General features: G+C 38.9%; 18 protein-coding genes and 1 pseudogene. 16 read left to right on the top strand and 3 right to left on the bottom strand.

Annotated elements, in window-relative coordinates; translation table 11 throughout:
• Nucleotides 1-18: 18 nt before the first annotated feature.
• The 3 genes from BIV20_RS16225 to BIV20_RS16235 form a co-directional block, all read right to left on the bottom strand.
• Nucleotides 19-1,035: a D-alanine--D-alanine ligase family protein gene (locus tag BIV20_RS16225; protein ID WP_075721811.1), complete on the bottom strand. Its 1,017-nt coding sequence runs from the start codon at nt 1,033-1,035 to the stop codon at nt 19-21.
• Nucleotides 1,028-2,041: an NAD(P)-dependent oxidoreductase gene (locus BIV20_RS16230; protein WP_075721810.1), complete on the bottom strand. Its 1,014-nt coding sequence runs from the start codon at nt 2,039-2,041 to the stop codon at nt 1,028-1,030. Before BIV20_RS16230 ends, BIV20_RS16225 begins: the two co-directional genes overlap by 8 nt.
• Nucleotides 2,042-2,272: 231 nt before the next feature.
• Complete coding sequence (locus BIV20_RS16235) at nt 2,273-4,033, bottom strand: methyl-accepting chemotaxis protein (protein WP_083655297.1); 1,761 nt, start codon at nt 4,031-4,033, stop codon at nt 2,273-2,275.
• Nucleotides 4,034-4,310: 277 nt separating this feature from the next.
• On the opposite strand from BIV20_RS16235, the gene BIV20_RS16240 reads away from it, so the two are divergent.
• From BIV20_RS16240 to BIV20_RS16315, 16 genes and pseudogenes are all read left to right on the top strand, one after another.
• Entirely contained in the window at nt 4,311-5,501 is a 1,191-nt protein-coding gene (locus tag BIV20_RS16240; protein WP_075721809.1) for a cell wall hydrolase, read from the top strand.
• A gap of 133 nt (nt 5,502-5,634) precedes the next feature.
• Nucleotides 5,635-6,072 (top strand): NfeD family protein, encoded by a 438-nt coding sequence (locus BIV20_RS16245; protein WP_075721808.1) that lies wholly within the window; start codon nt 5,635-5,637, stop codon nt 6,070-6,072.
• Nucleotides 6,073-6,093: 21 nt separating this feature from the next.
• Nucleotides 6,094-7,026, top strand: a complete 933-nt coding sequence (locus BIV20_RS16250; protein WP_075721807.1) for an SPFH domain-containing protein — start codon at nt 6,094-6,096, stop codon at nt 7,024-7,026.
• 87 nt (nt 7,027-7,113) lie between these two features.
• Entirely contained in the window at nt 7,114-8,100 is a 987-nt protein-coding gene (gene argF / locus BIV20_RS16255; RefSeq protein ID WP_075721876.1) for an ornithine carbamoyltransferase, read from the top strand.
• Between the two features lie 22 nt (nt 8,101-8,122).
• Nucleotides 8,123-9,118: a biotin--[acetyl-CoA-carboxylase] ligase gene (locus BIV20_RS16260; RefSeq protein ID WP_075721806.1), complete on the top strand. Its 996-nt coding sequence runs from the start codon at nt 8,123-8,125 to the stop codon at nt 9,116-9,118.
• A gap of 10 nt (nt 9,119-9,128) precedes the next feature.
• Nucleotides 9,129-9,479 (top strand): DUF6145 family protein, encoded by a 351-nt coding sequence (locus BIV20_RS16265; protein WP_075721875.1) that lies wholly within the window; start codon nt 9,129-9,131, stop codon nt 9,477-9,479.
• Nucleotides 9,480-9,483: 4 nt separating this feature from the next.
• Entirely contained in the window at nt 9,484-10,260 is a 777-nt protein-coding gene (locus BIV20_RS16270; RefSeq protein WP_075721805.1) for a type III pantothenate kinase, read from the top strand.
• A 5-nt stretch (nt 10,261-10,265) separates the two neighbouring features.
• A complete protein-coding gene (gene dusB, locus BIV20_RS16275) occupies nt 10,266-11,249 on the top strand; it encodes a tRNA dihydrouridine synthase DusB (protein ID WP_075721804.1) in 984 nt (327 codons plus the stop codon).
• A 14-nt stretch (nt 11,250-11,263) separates the two neighbouring features.
• Nucleotides 11,264-11,794: a hypothetical protein gene (locus BIV20_RS16280; RefSeq protein WP_083655293.1), complete on the top strand. Its 531-nt coding sequence runs from the start codon at nt 11,264-11,266 to the stop codon at nt 11,792-11,794.
• A gap of 51 nt (nt 11,795-11,845) precedes the next feature.
• Nucleotides 11,846-12,325, top strand: a complete 480-nt coding sequence (gene greA, locus BIV20_RS16285; RefSeq protein ID WP_075721803.1) for a transcription elongation factor GreA — start codon at nt 11,846-11,848, stop codon at nt 12,323-12,325.
• Between the two features lie 13 nt (nt 12,326-12,338).
• Nucleotides 12,339-13,820, top strand: a pseudogene (lysS, locus tag BIV20_RS16290) (lysine--tRNA ligase); the annotation flags it as partial.
• Between the two features lie 299 nt (nt 13,821-14,119).
• Nucleotides 14,120-14,359 (top strand): hypothetical protein, encoded by a 240-nt coding sequence (locus BIV20_RS16295; protein WP_075721801.1) that lies wholly within the window; start codon nt 14,120-14,122, stop codon nt 14,357-14,359.
• Between the two features lie 18 nt (nt 14,360-14,377).
• A complete protein-coding gene (locus BIV20_RS16300) occupies nt 14,378-15,160 on the top strand; it encodes a ParA family protein (protein ID WP_075721800.1) in 783 nt (260 codons plus the stop codon).
• A complete protein-coding gene (locus tag BIV20_RS16305; protein ID WP_075721799.1) occupies nt 15,153-16,043 on the top strand; it encodes a ParB/RepB/Spo0J family partition protein in 891 nt (296 codons plus the stop codon). The genes BIV20_RS16300 and BIV20_RS16305 overlap by 8 nt, the downstream gene beginning before the upstream one ends.
• Nucleotides 16,043-17,104 (top strand): DUF6017 domain-containing protein, encoded by a 1,062-nt coding sequence (locus BIV20_RS16310; RefSeq protein ID WP_242939877.1) that lies wholly within the window; start codon nt 16,043-16,045, stop codon nt 17,102-17,104. Before BIV20_RS16305 ends, BIV20_RS16310 begins: the two co-directional genes overlap by 1 nt.
• Before the next feature lie 38 nt (nt 17,105-17,142).
• A complete protein-coding gene (locus tag BIV20_RS16315; protein ID WP_158024949.1) occupies nt 17,143-17,496 on the top strand; it encodes a nucleotidyltransferase domain-containing protein in 354 nt (117 codons plus the stop codon).
• Nucleotides 17,497-17,511 lie beyond the last annotated feature (15 nt).

Raw genomic sequence — 17,511 nt, forward strand, 5'->3', positions numbered from 1 at the left:
TCATGTCAAAGTGTGCGTTTAGAGTGCTAACTCAACTAATCGATTAATCATTTCTGTAAAATCAATGCCGGCTGCGTGCATCATACGAGGATATCGGCTATAACAGGTAAGCCCCGGTAATGTATTTACCTCATTTAAAATGATTTCCTCGTTATCTGTTAAGAATAAATCTACTCTGGCCAGTCCTTTGCAGCCCATTGCCTGGTACACCTTTTTTGCTTCGGTTTTAATGCGTTCGGTTAGTTCTTTTTCCAATGGAGCGGGTACTTTAATAGAAGAGTTTTCAGACCCCTGTTCCGGATTTTTTTCTTGATGGATGCGGAAAAATCCGTTGCTAACTTGAATCATGTCTACCTCACCGGTGATTAGCGCATTACCATTTCCCATAACTGCACAACCAACTTCTGCACCTACAATGGCTTCTTCGATTAACACTTTACTATCATATCTTAATGCCTCTTCTATAGCGGCTTGATATTGTTCTTTGCATGTTACTTTACTAATTCCAAAAGAGGAACCGGATCTGGCTGGTTTGATAAAGACTGGGTACGGCAACGCGTCCGGATTAATGTCTTCTACACACTCTGTTGTTATAAACCAAGGAACGCGCACTCCGGCCTTTTGGGCCACCAGATGTGCGAAAGATTTGTCCATTCCGATTACAGATGCTTCAATTCCGCAACCCACATAAGGAATGCCGGACATTTCCATAATTCCCTGAAGCTGTCCATCTTCGCCCATTTTTCCATGCATAACAGGGAAAATCACATCAATTGGTTGAAAAGTATAGTTGTTGTTTTCTAATAATAAAATACCTTTCATGCTTTTGTCCGGTGACAAAATAGCGGTTACATGACTGTCAGACAATGGCTGTTCGGGACTTGTTACTTTATGCCACTCTCCATTTTTGGTAATTCCAACATAAGTCACCTCGTATTTTGTTTTATCAATATGATGATAAACCTCTGTAGCGGATTTTACTGCAATATCATGTTCCTCTGAACAACCTCCGAATAAAACTAAAACCTTAAGCATAAATCATGTCCTCTCTTTCCTTTAAGTTTTTTACTAATTGACCCGAAAATATTTCCGGTACTTTTTCTGATAAGTGCTTGGGTGTATACTCTATGCATCCCAAGATACTATTTTTCACGGAATCTTCTAATGCTTGCTCCGTATAAAAAGCGCTATGAGGTGTAATTATCACATTCTCCATTTGGCAGAGTTTTGCAATGTTTGTCTCGACCTCTTCACAGGATTTGTAGAAAAATAGTTCATCGTTTTCCAGTACATCTAATGCGGCCCCCGAAACATCACCATTTTCTAAAGCGTGAATTAGTGCTGGAGTGTCAATTAACCCTCCACGAGCCGTATTGATGATATAAGCCCCTTTTTTTAAAAAATGAATATTGCCTTTATTCAACATATGTGAGCTATCTTTATCTAAAGGAATGTGATAACTTACAATATCGCTTTTAGATAAAAGTTCTTCATAAGGAACATAGGTCAGTCCCTGTACGTGGTACTTATCGTAACAGATAATTTTGCAGCCAAATCCTTTTAAAAGTCTAATTACAGCTTGTCCAATGCGTCCTGTCCCAACCACACCAACGGTTAATTCTTTCAGTTCCTTAAATCTTTTCTGGGGAAGTCTATAATCATATGCTTCCATCTTTTTCTCTGTGTTCTTCATATTGCGAAGAGACATAAGTATTAACATTAGTGTATGTTCCGCAACGCTCTCCGGTGAGTACGCTACGTTTTCCACTTGGATTTCTAAGCGATTTGCTTCTTCTGTGCAAATGTGGTTTGTGCCGATACTTCTTGTGGAGATATATTTCACGCCAGCCTGTTTCAAACGTCTAAGATTTTCTTTGTTTATATGATCTGCATGGCTAATGCTTAATAAATGTTCACTACCTGTCTGACACATCTCGTCCATGTTTTTGTAAAAGTGAAGTTCAACTTGATATAATGTAGCGTATTTTTTAAAGATTTCTTTTTCGGTCGGAGTACTTCCTAAAACAGCTATTTTCTTCATGGTTTTCCTGCCTTTCTATATTATTTTTTGTATGCTTGCTTTTATGTTTTGTATTTTAAAGCTTCAAAATGACAAGCAGGTGACTTCTTTATTACAAATCCGTCACTTTTCATTTTTTTAGAATTTTGTTAGAGGAATGAAACATGAGAGTGTTGTTGGTTATAACAAAAAAACTGCCACTTTACGATTTTTATCAATCATAAAGTGACAGCTTCTTTTGCTTATTAGAGATTAAATCTGAAAGATATTGATATTCTTTTCCAGTGTAGAAGCAATTTCCTGTAATTCCAGTGCATGATCTGAAATTTCCTGCATTACGTTAGCTACTTCGATAACAGCAGCAGAGGTTTCCTCGGTGCTTGCTGCATTTTCCTGTGCAATGGCAGTAAGATTCTGAACTACATCTACAATACCGTTTCTGGTAGAATTTAATTTATTGGTGCGGTCAGCAATTTGAGCAATACCGTTGATGGATTCGGTAATACCGGTTTCTACTTGTGAAAATACTGTTCCGGCTTTGGAAACATTTTCACTTTGCTGTTCCATAATAGTTTTTACTTCGTCCATAGTCTTTACAGCTTTTTCGGAATCTTCCAATAAAGCATAGATAACCTCATCAATCTGTCTTGCGGAATCATTAGACTGTTCTGCAAGTTTTTGAATCTGGGATGCAACAACAGCAAATCCTCGACCGGCTTCTCCGGCTCTGGCGGCTTCGATAGAAGCGTTCAGGGAAAGTAGATTGGTCTCATCTGCAATGGAGGCAATCAACGAGGTGGCTTCCTTGATTTTCAGAGCGGATTCATTGGTTGTATGAGTCTGTTCGTAAATAACGTTGATAGAATCAATTGCTCTCTTATTAATAATATCCAGTTCCTGAAGTGTGTTGTTAGCAGTATCGCTGGACGCCTTAATCGCATCAGCTGCGTGATGTAAAGCAGATACTTGAGAATTGGTATCCTCTACCATGTTGCCCATTAATACAATATCTTCTGTTGCTTTCTGTGTTTCCTGGGCCTGATTGGTAGCTCCGGAGGCAATCTCAGAAACAGCCTGTTCTACATTTTGGACTGTACCACTTGTAGTGGTGGCATTTCCGGTTAGCTTAGCAGAAGTTTCATATAATATAGCGCTCTGATTTTTAATATCCGTTATGACATTCACTAAAGATTCGCGAAGAATAATAATTGCTTTTGCCATTGTACCACATTCGTCTTTTCGACGGCTGATTTTCTTTGTGTGAGAATCTTCACGGAAGTCCATATTTGCCAGGCGATTAATAAGGTTGGTGACCTGTAAAATCGGACGGGTCAGTTTGGCGGTAATAAAATATCCTAAAATGCCAAGGAATAACATATTAAAAATACCTGCAGCAATTGCACGATAGAAAGTCTTGTTGACAGGTGCCATAATTTCATTTTCATCAATAGTCAAAACTAAAATAGCTTTTCCTTTTCCGGCTATGTAATAGGAAGCGTATTTGTCCGTACCACGATAGTTATACTCTTGAAGTCCTGGTTCTGGAACGTCTCCGTTTGCAAGTTTATCTACAAGGTCTAGAACCATGATGCTTTCTGATTGTGATCCTATTCTGGTTTTGTCAGGATGATACAAAATGGTTCCATCGGCAGAAGTAACATAGAAGTAACTGCTGTCCATTCCCTCGATGCCTGCATCGCCTAATAAAGTTTCCAAGCGGTCTGCATATAAGTACATAATAGAAATACTAATGTTTTGATCTAAAATATTTCCATAGGCAGATGTCATATCCTTCATATAGTTTTTGGTTATTGCTGATGTATTATTTCCTACGGATGGAATAATAAGAGCGATTGTGAATACAATACTTACCAAAACAGAACCGGTCAAAAGCATGACAATTTTTGATTTAATAGAAGAAAAGAAACCCGCTTTTGTAGTTTTTTCTGACTGAGTTTTCTTTCTCTGTTTTTTCTTATTTGCCGTTTTTTCGGCCTTTTTTACATTACCCACAAGAAATCCTCCTTTAACTATTTGCCTATGCTACATTATATCATCATAATTTGTCAAATGCAATAAAACAGAAGGAAATAAAAGGAAAATGAATAGTGAAAAGTAACAAAGAAAAAAGGTAAAATAGAAGGGGAAAAAGAGATATATTATTGGAAAACTTGACAAATTACAAAAACTTTGCTATATTGTAACAGGTTTGTAATAATTGTAACAATTCTGCATAAAATAATATAATAAAATGAAATTTATGCAGTTACGTACAATCAGGAGGTTAACTATGAAATTCAAGAAGGTTATAGAAAGCGGAATTATTGCAGGATTTGCGCTTACCATTGCTTTATCAGCAGTGTTCGGGACAAATGTATCTGCTAAGGCAGCTGACCAGAGACCGGAAAAAGAATTTGCACAAGAGACCAGTGAAGAAGAAATAGAAGTAGCAACCATAGAAAAGACAGAGATTAATCTGGTAGCAGAAGCAGCAGAGGCAATGGAAAGTGCACAGGCAGCAGAGGGTGCAGTAACAGACCAGTTGGTTGGTGAGGGCATCGAGGCTCCGGTACAGATGGTAAGTCAGGAAGTATCACCTTGGGCTGCAAAGCTTATGCCGAATGTTGAGGACTATTTAAATGTTCGTGCAGAGGCATCTGACGATGCTGAGTTAGTAGGAAAGATTCACAAAGGAGCAGTTGCAGACATTGTGGAACGTGGCGATGTTTGGACAAAGATTAGTTCCGGAAGTGTAGAAGGATATGTAAAGAATGAGTTTTGTGTGACAGGACTTGCTGCAGAGAATTTAGCAAATCAGCAGGGTACCACATACGCTATTGCGGTAAGCGGTGGTGTAAGAGTCCGTGCAGAGGCATCTTCCGCAGATGGTGTTGAGATTTTAACAGTTATGGAAGAAGGCGGTAAGTTAAAAGTTGACAATGAGGCTCCTCAGGTAGAGGGCTGGGTTGCTGTTAAGTGTAATGATAAGACAGGATATGTCAGCGGAGAGTTTGTAAATGTAGATTTAGAGCTTGGCAAGGCAATTTCAATAGAGGAAGAAAGAGCAGCAATTGCAGAAGCAGAAAAGGAAAAGAAGGCACAGCAGGCTTCTCAGGGTACACAGCAAAGAGGTGCTGTTGCAGCATCTTATGATGATGTGACACTATTAGGAGCATTGATTCAGTGTGAAGCCGGAAGTGAAGGATATGAAGGACAGCTGGCTGTTGGTGCAGTTGTAATGAATCGTCTTAGAGCAGGATATGCCGGAAGTATTTCAGGTGTTATTTATCAGAGAGGACAGTTTTCACCGGCGTCCACTGGAAGGCTGGAAAGCGTATTGAGCAGAGGGGTCAGCGGAAGTTGTTTACAGGCGGCGCAGGAAGCAATTAACGGAGCAGATAATGTAAACGGAGCAAAGAACTTTAAGAATGCTTCATCCGGACAGGCGGGAATCGTAATAGGAAATCATGTGTTTTTCTAAGTAAAGTATAAGAAGAGAAAAGCAGTTCTATCTTTTGCGGATGGAGCTGCTTTTTGTTCTACATTAAATATTGTAATCTTGGGAAAAGTATAGTAATATGTAAGAAGTTAAAAAATTCGAAGGAGGGGAAGGAATGGAAGGTATCATAGGAATTATCTGGTTGGCAATTATTGTTGTAATGGCAATTATTGAGATTATCACACTCGGTCTTACCACAATTTGGTTTGCCGGTGGCGCATTAATTGCGTTTATTGCCAGTCTTTTTGGCGTAAGCCTGCCAATTCAGATTGTATTATTTGTTATAGTATCTTTAGTGCTTCTTGTATTTACAAGGCCGTTTGCAGTAAAATTTGTAAATAAGAACCAAACTCGTACCAATGCGGAGAGTTTGATAGGAAAGAGTGCAATCGTGTTGGAGGATATCAATAATCTGAAGGCAGAGGGTGCGGTAAGTGTAAATGGACAGGAATGGACTGCAAGAGCAGTAGATGATACTGTTATTACAAAGGACACAGTAGTAGAGATAGTAGAAATTAAAGGCGTAAAGTTAATGGTAAAAGCAAAAATATAATGTAAAACGGAGGATTTTATTATGCCAGGTTTAATAGTTGGAATTATCATTTTATTGGTACTGATATTAGCACTGTTAGCATCATGTGTTAAAGTAGTGCCGCAGGCACAAGCGATGGTTATTGAACGTTTAGGTGGATACTTAGGAACATGGGGCGTTGGAATTCATTTTAAAATGCCATTTATTGATCGCGTAGCAAAGCGTGTTCTGTTAAAGGAACAGGTTGTAGATTTTGCACCACAGCCGGTTATCACCAAAGATAATGTAACCATGAGAATTGATACCGTTGTATTTTTCCAGATTACAGACCCGAAGTTGTTTGCTTATGGAGTAGAGAATCCAATTATGGCAATCGAAAACTTAACAGCAACCACACTTCGTAATATTATCGGTGATATGGAATTAGACGAAACACTTACATCCAGAGAGACCATCAACACCAAGATGAGAGCATCTCTCGATGTTGCAACAGACCCATGGGGAATCAAGGTAAACCGTGTAGAATTAAAGAATATTATTCCACCACAGGCAATTCAGGATGCCATGGAGAAACAGATGAAGGCAGAACGTGAACGTCGTGAAGCCGTAACAAGAGCAGAAGGTGAAAAGACAGCAACCATTCTTGTTGCACAGGGTAAGAAAGAATCTGCAATTTTGGATGCAGAAGCAGAGAAGCAGGCAGCAATCCTTCGTGCAGAAGCGAAGAAGGAAGCAACGGTTCGCGAAGCAGAAGGTCAGGCAGAGGCAATCTTAAAGATTCAACAGGCAAATGCAGATGGTCTTCGTTTCCTGAAAGAAGCAGGACCGGACAGCGCAGTGCTTCAGTTAAAGAGCTTAGAGGCATTTGCAAAGGCAGCAGATGGAAAAGCAACCAAGATTATTGTACCATCTGAGATTCAGGGAATGGCAGGATTGGTAAAGTCCATCGCAGAAGTTGCAAAAGAAGATAAATAAAATAGTAAGAAAGAAATAAAACAGGAGCGGGGTGTCGTGTCAGATATGGCAGCCCGCTCTCATATGCATAGAACAGGAGTGAAAAACATGAATTTAAAAGGACGTAATTTTTTAAAACTAAAGGATTATACACCGGAAGAGATTACATATCTGATTGACTTATCAGCAGAATTGAAAGAAAAGAAGAAAAAAGGAATTCCACATGATGAGTTAAAAGGAAAAAATATTGCTTTGATTTTTGAAAAGACAAGCACCAGAACCCGCTGTTCTTTTGAAGTGGCAGCTCATGACCTGGGAATGCATGTGACCTATCTGGATCCATCCGGTTCTCAGATTGGAAAAAAAGAAAGTATCGAAGATACTGCAAGAGTATTAGGCAGAATGTTTGATGGAATTGAATATCGTGGATATGGACAGGAAATTGTAGAGGAACTGGCAGAGTATGCAGGTGTTCCTGTTTGGAACGGATTGACAAATGAGTTCCATCCTACACAGATGATAGCAGATATGCTGACGGTAAAAGAGCATCTGGGACGTTTAAAAGGCGTTAAGTTTGTTTATATGGGGGATGCTCGTTATAATATGGGAAATTCCCTGATGGTGACTTGCGCAAAGCTTGGAATGCATTTTGTAGCATGTACCAATAAGAATTATTTTCCAGATAAAGAGTTGGTCGCTTATTGTGAATCTGTGGCAAAGGAAACAGGAGCAACCATTACTTTAACGGAAGATGTGGCAGAAGGAACGAAGGATGCAGATGTTATTTATACAGATGTATGGGTATCCATGGGTGAACCTGCAGAAGTATGGGAATCCAGAATTAAGGAATTGTTGCCATATCAGGTAAATAAAAAGGTAATGGATAATGCTGGAGAAAAAGCAATCTTTATGCATTGTTTGCCGGCATTCCATGATTTGAAAACCGGGATTGGACGTGAAATTCACGAAAAGTTTGGTCTGTCTGAAATGGAAGTTACGGATGAAGTGTTTGAAAGTAGCCAATCCGTAGTATTTGATGAAGCAGAAAACCGTATGCACAGTATTAAAGCAATTATGTATGCAACTTTAAAATAAGAAGAAATCGTAGGATAGAGCCATGAAGACAAAGATATTACAGATATTACGTCAAAGTGAAGATTATGTATCCGGTCAGGAATTGTGCGAAAGTCTTGGAGTTTCCAGAACTGCTGTGTGGAAAGCAATCAAGCAGCTTCGGGAAAAAGGATATGAGATTGAAGCAGTACAAAACAGGGGATACCGCTTGGCTGTTATACCGGATGTATTATCTCAGCAGGAAATAGAAAGCTGTATTCGTACAAAATGGTTGGGACATAAAGTGTTTTATTATGATGAAATTGATTCTACCAACACAGAAGCGAAGCGAAGAGCAGAAGAAGGTGCTCCCTATGGAACGCTGATAGTGGCAGATATGCAGAGTGCCGGTAGAGGAAGAAGAGGAAGAGGCTGGGAGTCCCCTCATAATCAGGGAATCTTTTTTACCATATTGCTGAGACCGGAAATAGAGCCGACCAATGCGCCAATGCTTACCTTGGTAATGGCGATGGCAGTGACAAGAGCAATTTCGAATTGTACCGGGTTGAAGGCAGAGATTAAGTGGCCAAATGATGTGGTGGTAAATGGAAAAAAGGTAGTTGGAATCTTAACGGAAATGAGCGCCCAGATAGATTATGTTAACCATATTGTAATTGGAACCGGAATTAACGTGCATCAGGAAACATTTCCTGAGGAATTGGCAGAGAAAGCAACTTCCCTTGATATGGAATTAAAACAGCAGGAAAAAACTCTAAATGTCTCTAGGGCACAGCTTTTGGAAAAAATATTAGAACAGTTTGAAGAATGTTATGAAAAGTATATTCAGACACAGGATTTATCGAATTTAATGGAAGAGTATAATCAGAATCTTGTGAATATGGGCCGTAGAGTAAGAGTTTTAGATCCGTTAGGAGAATTTGAGGGCAGTGCATTGGGAATTAATGAACATGGCAGTCTTCGGGTTGAAAAAGACAATGGCGAGATAGCAGAGATTTCCTCAGGAGAAGTATCTGTTCGCGGAATTTATGGATATGTATAAAGGAGAACTTATGGAACAGGAAGAAATTGTATTATGCGGTTCCAGCGCATATACCCAGAAATATTATCTGAATGAGGATTTTGAAGGTCTTCCGGACAGCATTAAGGATGAACTAAAGATTATGTGTGTGCTGTATACAGAAGATATTGGTGGAGTGCTTACGTTAGTATTCGATGAAGATGGAAATCTGAACTTTCGGACAGAGGCAGATGAGGGAGACCTCTTGTATGATGATATCGGAAGTGTCCTGAAGGTAAAGCAGTTTCAGCAAACAAAAAGGGAGCTTTTAGAATCACTGGAATTGTATTTTAAAGTATTTTTCCTTGGAAAAGAACTAACGGAAGAGGAATTGGAGGATTAAGTCTATGTTATTAGGAGTAGATGTAGGAAATACCAATATTACATTTGGTGTATTCGATGGTGAAGAAATAGAAGCAACCTTTCGTATGACCACGAAGCTGCTTCGTACCTCAGATGAATATGGAATTTGTATTCGTGATTTGTTAAAACATAATGGAATTGATTACGAAAATATTCATGATGTTATTATTGCTTCTGTAGTGCCGAATGTAATGCATTCTCTTTTAAGTTCTTTTATTAAGTATTTTGGAGTTCATCCGGTGGTAGTGGAGCCGGGAATTAAGACAGGCATTCGCATTGCCACAGAGAATCCAAGACAGATTGGTGCAGACCGTATTGTAGATGCGGCAGCAGCTTATGAGTTGTATGGCGGACCAATATTTGTCATTGATTTCGGAACCGGAACGACGTATGACCTGGTAGATGAAAGCGGAGCTTTTCTTTCGGGAGTTACAGCACCGGGTATTCGTACTTCAGCAAAAGCATTGTGGGAAGATGCTGCAAAGCTTCCTGAAATCGAAATTCGAAAGCCGGCAAGCATTCTGGCAAAAGAGACCATCAGCAGTATGCAGGCAGGATTGATTTACGGCCAAATTGGACAAACAGAATATATTATTCAAAAGACCAAGGAAGAAACAGGATGGCATGATATGAAAGTTGTTGCAACCGGAGGACTTGGAAAGATTATTGCGACAGAAACCAAGGCCATAGATATTTATGACCCGAATTTGACTCTTCAGGGACTGCGTCTGATTTATAATAAGCAGAACCGAGGAAAATAAGATATATGGAAAAACTGACAATAGGAAATGTAACATTAGAAAATAATTTAGTATTGGCGCCCATGGCAGGAGTAACAGACCTGCCATTTCGTGTGTTGTGTAAAGAGCAGGGAGTGGGACTTATCTGTATGGAGATGGTAAGTGCCAAGGGTATTTACTATAATAATAAAAATACAGAGATTTTGTTGACGACTACAGAAGAAGAGCGGCCTGTCTCACTTCAGCTTTTTGGTTCAGACCCCAAGATTATGAGTGAAATGGCGAAAAAAATAGAGGAACGCCCCTTTGATATTTTAGATATTAACATGGGATGTCCGGTGCCAAAAGTAGTAAATAATGGAGAAGGCTCTGCCCTGATGAAGAATCCCAAACTGGTTTACGAGATTGTGTCGGAGATTGTGAAAGCAATTCAAAAGCCTGTTACGGTTAAAATTCGTAAGGGATTTGATGAGGAGCATGTGAATGCAGTAGAGATTGCCAAGATTGCAGAAGAAGCAGGAGCGTCTGCAGTTGCAGTGCATGGCAGAACCAGAGAGCAGTATTATGCTGGGAAAGCAGATTGGGACATTATCCGTCAGGTAAAAGAAGCAGTTTCTATTCCTGTCATTGGAAATGGAGATATTCTTACGGCACAGGATGCCTTGAATATGAAAAAACAGACTAACTGCGATGGATTTATGATAGGCAGAGGTGCCCAGGGAAATCCATGGATTTTCCGTCAAATCATTCATTCGCTGGAAAAAGGCGAGGAACTGCCAAAACCTTCCATGGAGGAAGTTACAGAAATGTTACTGCGACATGCAAGAGCGCAGATTGCTTTTAAGGGCGAAGTAGTAGGAATTCGTGAAATGCGAAAGCACGCCGCATGGTATACCAGCGGCTATAAAAATTCCGCAAAACTTCGGGGAAAAATCAATGAAGTAGAGACTTATGAGGATTTGGAAGCATTATTTCGAAGCGTAGTGTCATATACTAGAGAAAAACAGTAGTCTGGTATAGCAATATGCTAAAATGGTTGGAATATTTTTTTCGAAAAAAGAAAGTTCCGAAAGAAAAAGAAGAAGTAGCGATTGTAGAGCAAAATCCCTTTTTGCCCCATTTTAGGTGGATTTTGGAACAGATTCTTGAAAAGTATGGAATCTCTTATGGGGATATTCGACCGCTCCTTCTGGACAGGGATACGGAACCGGAATCCATGCTTTCTGAGGATGATGTGGCGTTAGTCTTGGAACAGATATCCGAAGACTTAAATTTTTTACGAATTGCAACGGAACGCCCTGTATATTTTTCTTATTATATAGAGAAAATGTATGAAGAAAACGGCTTGGTGGTGCAGCTGGAGTCTAAAAAGGATTTTTCAATGGAAGGAATTAATCTTGTTTTGGATATGGAACAAAAAAGTAAGTTGCATCGTGAGTGTATTAAGGAGCAGATTCATTATATTCCAATCTATAAAAAACCTTGGAATCAAGCGGAAAATCTTGACATTTCGGTACCTATCGGGTATAATACTGTGATTGTTAAAGGAATGTAAAAATTAATAATTAAAGGATAAATAGAGAGCAGAGGAAAGGTGTAACAGTCTATGGAAAAGAAAAACATATTGACGTATGAAGGTTTGCAGAAATTAGAAAATGAATTACAGGATTTAAAGGTAGTAAAGAGAAAGGAAGTTGCTCAGAAGATTAAGGAAGCAAGAGAACAGGGTGACCTTTCTGAAAATGCAGAATATGATGCTGCAAAAGATGAGCAGCGTGACATTGAAGCTCGAATTGAAGAAATTGAAAAGATTTTAAAGAACGCAGAAGTTGTAGTAGAAGACGAAGTTGATTTAGATAAAATCAGTGTTGGATGTCGTGTAAAAATCTATGATTGCGAATTTGAAGAAGAATTAGATTATAAAATTGTAGGTTCTACCGAAGCAAACAGCCTTCAGGGTAAAATTTCTAATGAATCACCGGTTGGAAAAGCTTTAATCGGAGCAAAAGTGGGTGATACGGTAAAGGTAGAGACCCAGGCAGGCGAGATAGAATACAAGGTATTGGAAATCCAGCGTTCCAATTAAGAGGAGGATACAAATGGCTCAGAATAATAATGCACAAGAGCAGGATATTAACCAGTTATTAAAAGTACGTCGTGAAAAATTGCAGGATTTGCAGGAAAATGGAAAGGATCCTTTCCGGATTACAAAGTATGACGTGACACATCATAGTCAGGAAATCAAAGACAATTATGACGAATTAGAAGGAAAGACCGTTTCTATTGCAGGAAGAATGATGTTCAAACGTGTGATGGGAAAAGCATCCTTCTGTAATGTACAGGATTTACAGGGTAATATTCAGGCGTATGTTGCAAGAGATAATATTGGAGAAGATTCCTATAAGGATTTCAAGAAATATGATGTAGGAGATATTCTTGGTATCAAGGGTGAAGTATTTACCACTAAGACCGGTGAAAAATCTATCCACGCAACAGAAGTGACTTTGCTTTCAAAGAGTCTTCAGATTTTACCGGAGAAGTTCCATGGATTGACTGATACAGATGTCAGATATCGTCAAAGATATGTAGATTTGATTATGAACGCAGATGTAAAAGATACCTTTATCAAACGTTCCAAAGTATTAAGTACAATTCGTAGATTCTTAGATGGACAAGGCTTCATGGAAGTAGAGACTCCGATGCTGGTATCTAATGCAGGTGGTGCAGCAGCGAGACCATTTGAGACACATTTTAATGCACTGGATGAGGACTTAAAGTTAAGAATTTCCTTAGAATTATACTTAAAGAGATTGATTGTAGGTGGAATGGAAAGAGTCTATGAAATTGGACGAGTATTCCGTAATGAAGGTTTGGATACCAGACACAATCCTGAATTTACCCTGATGGAATTATATCAGGCATATACTGATTACCACGGCATGATGGATTTGACCGAGAACTTATATCGCTATGTAGCAAAAGAAGTAACCGGTTCTGAGATTCTGACTTATGGCGATAAAGAGTTAGATTTATCCAAACCATTTGAACGTATTACCATGGTAGATGCGGTTAAGAAATATTCCGGTGTAGATTTCAACGAGATTCATACCTTAGAAGAAGCAAGAGCCGTTGCAAAAGAAAAACATGTGGAATTTGAGGAAAGACACAAGAAGGGTGATATTCTGAATCTGTTCTTCGAAGAGTTTGTAGAGGAACATTTGATTCAGCCAACTTTTGTTATGGATCATCCAATTGAAATTTCTCCATTAACCAAGAAGAAACCGGAGAATCCGGAATATGTAGAACGTTTCGAATTCTTCATGAACGGTTGGGAAATGGCAAATGCTTATTCCGAGTTGAACGACCCAATCGACCAGCGCGCACGTTTTGAAGCACAGGAAGAACAGTTTGCAGCCGGAGATGACGAAGCAAATCATACAGATGAAGATTTCTTAAATGCGTTGAGCATTGGTATGCCACCAACAGGTGGAATCGGATTCGGTATCGATAGAATGGTTATGATGATGACAAATAGCCCGGCGATAAGGGATGTACTGTTGTTCCCAACGATGAAGTCATTGGACAAGTAAAAACCGCATAAAATCAAGGGTTTCAGGGTGTTGAGTAGGTGCTTACTACAACGCTTACTACAACAAATTCGTAAGTTGATATGAAGAATTATAAGCTCAACTGACGGATTGCTTTGAACAACTACAGATAGAAAAACATGTAAAATGAGGACTTTTCTTCAGAAATTAATCTGAGGAAAGGTCCTTTTTTCGTGTTTGGATATTTGATTCGTATAAATTTTTCATATACGAATTTCTGCGATGTGGCATACGAAAAGCATACGAATTTGTAGGAAAGGAGATTGAGACAAATGATACACACAGCGTTAAGTGCAACTCATATGGTTGATATTTCACTGAGAGACCCTGGAGGTGGAGAGATGATCAAAGTGAGATTGCAGGGAACCAAAGAAGATATGGAATGGTTAGAAAAACAATTATCAGAATGTCCAGAGGTCAAGATTACAGAATCATCTGAGACATTCAGTAACAAAGGAACAAGTAAGTATTACAGAAAATATTTAGAAATCAACAGAAAAAACGAAGAATAGAAAAGGAGATTAGACCATATGAGTAAAGTTATTATTTGTGCAAATCAGAAAGGTGGGGTTGCCAAGACCACCACAACAGTAAATCTTGGCATTGGACTTGCAAGAGAAGGAAAAAGAGTATTAGTGATTGATAACGATCCGCAGGGTTCCCTTACAGAAGCTTTAGGATATCAGGAACCGGACAGCTTGGAAATCACACTGGCTCAGATAATGGATTGGGTATTGAATGAGGAATCGTTTGATATCAACGCAGGTATTCTTCATCATGAAGAAGGTATTGATCTGATGCCGGCAAATATTGAGTTATCTGGTGTGGAAACCTCTTTGGTTGGAATTATGAGTAGTGAGACGGTTCTTAAGGAGTATATTGATATGCTTGGGAATCGTTATGATTATATTATCATTGATTGTTCTCCAAACTTAGGTCAGCTTACATTGAATGCATTGGTAGCTGCAGACGAGATAATTATTCCTGTACAGGCTGCATACCTTCCGATTAAGGGGTTAGAGCAGTTGCTTAAGACAATCAGCAGGGTAAAGAGAAAGATGAATCCAAAGCTCCATATAATGGGAATATTGCTTACGATGGTTGATTACAGAACCAATTATGCAAATGAGATTACAGAAGTCTTATATCAAGTGTATGGAAATGAAATCCATATCTTTGAAAATGTTATTCCGATGTCTGTGAGAGCTGCAGAAACTCCTGCAGAAGGAATCAGCATATATAAGCATGATCCAAAAGGTAAAGTTGCAGATGCATATACGGCATTAACAAAGGAGGTTATCAGCCATGAGTAAGAGAAATCTTGGAGAGAGAATTAAGTTACAGTCATACGGAGAGATGTTTGGCGAAGAAAAAGAAACTGAGGTTATTGTTTCGGAACAGATAAAGGATGTGGCTCTTTCAGAGCTTCATCCATTTAAGAATCATCCATTTAAAGTACTTGATGATGAAAAGATGGCTGAAATGGTAGAGAGTGTGAAGCAGTATGGAATTCTTGTTCCTGCTATTGCGAGGATACGTGCAGAAGGTGGTTATGAATTAATCTCTGGTCATAGAAGACACCATGCTGCAACTCTTGCAGGATTAGATACAATGCCGGTAATGATTAAAGATTGTGATGATGACGAATCCACGGTGATTATGGTGGATGCTAACATTCAGCGTGAAGATATTTCTATTAGCGAAAAGGCAAAGGCTTATCGCATGAAATATGATGCCATGAAACATCAAGGTGTATCTGGAGGTTCATCACTTGCAGAGATGAGTGAATCAGCGGGGGAAAGTAGCAAAACAATACAGAGACTTATTTATCTATCAAATCTATCAGACGAATTGCTTGAATTAATTGATAGCAAGAAACTTGGTATTGCTCAGGGTGTTGATCTTGCTTTTCTCTCGAAAGAGAAGCAGGAAATCGTGCTTAGTGTAATGGAGAAGACTGGTATATATGTCAATATGGAGCAGTCAGCTCGTATTAAGAATGCTGTAAAAGAAGGATTATTTAATGAACAGTGGTTGTTAGAAATCCTTAGTTATAAGAAACCACCGGTACGAAAGGTGGTATTCAATCAGAATAAGTTGGATTCCTACTTTGAACCGAATATGACGAATGAAGATATCGAAGGAATCATTGTGAAATTGCTGGATGAATGGAAAGCGAAAGGAGGTCAGGATTAGTGGAGAAGTTAGAATTGGATTTTTATTATGGAAAGGAATCAGAGCAGTTTACATTCTACAGACTCCCAAAGGCGCTTATCTCGGATGAGCGCTTTAAGGGAATCACAAATAACGCAAAGCTTCTCTATGGCTTGATGCTTGATAGAATGTCGCTTTCAAAGAAAAGAGGCTGGCTTGATGAAGAAAATAAAGTATTCATCAAGTATTCTCTTAATAATATTGAAGAGGATTTGAACGTTAGTAGAAAGACTGCCGGATCTATTTTAAAAGAGCTTGAAGCAATTGGACTTATTGACATGGTCCAGCAGACTGGAGTTGCTAACGTTATTTATGTGAAAAATTTCGTGTCGGAAGGTCGTTTAGATGCCCGAAAGCAAAGGGATTCAGAGGACAAGTACAAAAATGAAACTGGTGTAAAAACTGAACCAGTGGAAAAAGGGAACCAGTGTAATATTTCCACTAGTGAAGAAAATGCACCAGTGAAAGAAAGTAACCAGTGTAGAAATTGCGCTAGTGAAGAATCTGAACCGGTGGAAAAAATGCACCAGTGTAATTTTGACGCAGAGACTGGGGAAATATTTCCACCAGTACCAGGGGAAAATCTACACACGAATAATATAGAGTCAAATAATAATATGAGTTATACTAATCCTATCAGTCTATCTTATCAGCAGGCGAAACCGATTGACGAGATGGATGAGGCGACTGCATATATGGAGCTTATCAGAGAGAATATTGATTATGACATTATGATGTCTGATAAGAACTGGAGAGATGCAGAAATGTTTGATGAACTTTATCAGATTATATGTGATGTTGTATGTGTTCCTCGTAAGACAATTCGAATCGCAGGAGAAGAATATCCATATAGTCTTGTTAAGAGCAAATTCTTGAAGCTTAATTCAAGCCACCTTCAGTATGTTATCAGCTGCATGCAGAATAACACCACAAAGGTTGCAAATATCAAAGCTTATTTGATTACAGCCTTATACAACGCGCCAAATACCATAAGCCATTATTACAATGCTGAGGTCAATCATGATCTCTATGGCATTGATTAGTGCTTTTGGTCAAGTTGGCCAGAAGTGGGGTGATGCATATGTGGTTTGAATCATACAAAGAGGATTTGAAAGAGCAAATAGGTAGAATCATTCGTGATGAATTCTTTGGAAAAGATGAATTTGAATTGGTGGATATAGCCTTCTATGGAAGCAGGGTAAGCGGTAAGGCGAGTGTTGATTCTGACTTGGATGTGCTTGTTGAATACAAGGGTACTGCAAGAGAGGATACAATCTTTGATGTGCTTGCAGAACAGCAGCTAATGCTTGAAGATGTTCGTTTAGATATCAATCCGATTAAGAATGAAAAATCGGGGACAATAGTTGACTATCTAGAACGATGCGATGATAATTGGAAGGAACACATTACGATTCAGCGAAGACGAAGCAGATAATAAGATTAGATGTAT

The sequence above is a fragment of the Roseburia sp. 499 genome, assembly GCF_001940225.2.
Lineage (GTDB): Bacteria > Bacillota > Clostridia > Lachnospirales > Lachnospiraceae > Petralouisia.